At 69.5% G+C, this 920-nt stretch carries 1 protein-coding gene; it reads right to left on the minus strand.

The genetic code is table 11. The features are described from left to right. Positions 1 to 920 (minus strand): vitamin B12 dependent-methionine synthase activation domain-containing protein (locus IF27_RS29615; RefSeq protein WP_275935592.1); only part of this gene is annotated, 920 nt, incomplete at both ends.

Genomic DNA, 920 nt, shown 5'->3' on the forward strand with positions numbered 1-920 from the left:
TGTCGGCGATGCCGAGTTCGGTGCGGACGCGGGCGTGCCAGTACTCGGCGAGGGCTTCGGCGAGTTGGACGGACAGGCCGTGGAGTTCGAGGTAGTCGCGGTAGGCGTCGGCGGCGAACAGTTCCGCGGTCGCGCCGCTGGCCCGCGGCCCGATCGTCACCGTCTGGAGCGCGACGATGTCCGTCTCGCCGCTCTCGGCGGGGCGGAAGAAGTCGGCCAGGCACAGGTGGCGGCCCCGGCGCTGGCGGGGGAAGGTGAACCGGGTGCGTTCCTTCCCGTCCTCGTCCAGGATCACCAGGTCGTTGCCCTCGGAGTGACAGGGGAAGTAGCCGTAGACCACGGCGGCTTCGAGGAGGTTGTCGGTGTGCAGGCGGTCCAGCAACCCCCGCAACCTCGGACGCCCCTGCGACTCCACCAGGTCCTCGTACCCAGGCCCGCCGTCCGTGCGTGACGCCTTCAACCCCCACTGCCCCTTGAACAACGCATCCTCGTCCAACCACCCCGCGTACTCCCGCAACGGAATGCCTTTGACGACACGCGTGCCGAGGAAGGGTGCGGTGGGGATCGGCACGTCGGTGGCGACGTCGGAGCGCACCGGGGCGGCGTCCTCCTCGGGCTCGGGCAGCACCGGCGTCCTGCGGGCCACCCGGCGCTGCTTCAGCTCCGGCAGGACGGCGCCGGGGATGCCGCGTTTGACTGCGACGAGGGCGTCCATCAACCGCAGCCCCTCGAACGCGTCCCGCGCGTAACGCACCTCGCCCTGATAGATCTCGTGCAGATCCTGCTCGACGTAAGCACGGGTCAGGGCGGCGCCGCCCAGGATGACCGGGTAGTCGGTGGCCATACCCCGCCGGTTCAGCTCCTCCAGGTTCTCCTTCATGATCACCGTGGACTTCACCAACAGCCCCGACATTCCGATC

The sequence above is a fragment of the Streptomyces avicenniae genome (genome assembly GCF_000719135.1).
Taxonomy (GTDB): Bacteria; Actinomycetota; Actinomycetes; order Streptomycetales; family Streptomycetaceae; genus Streptomyces; species Streptomyces avicenniae.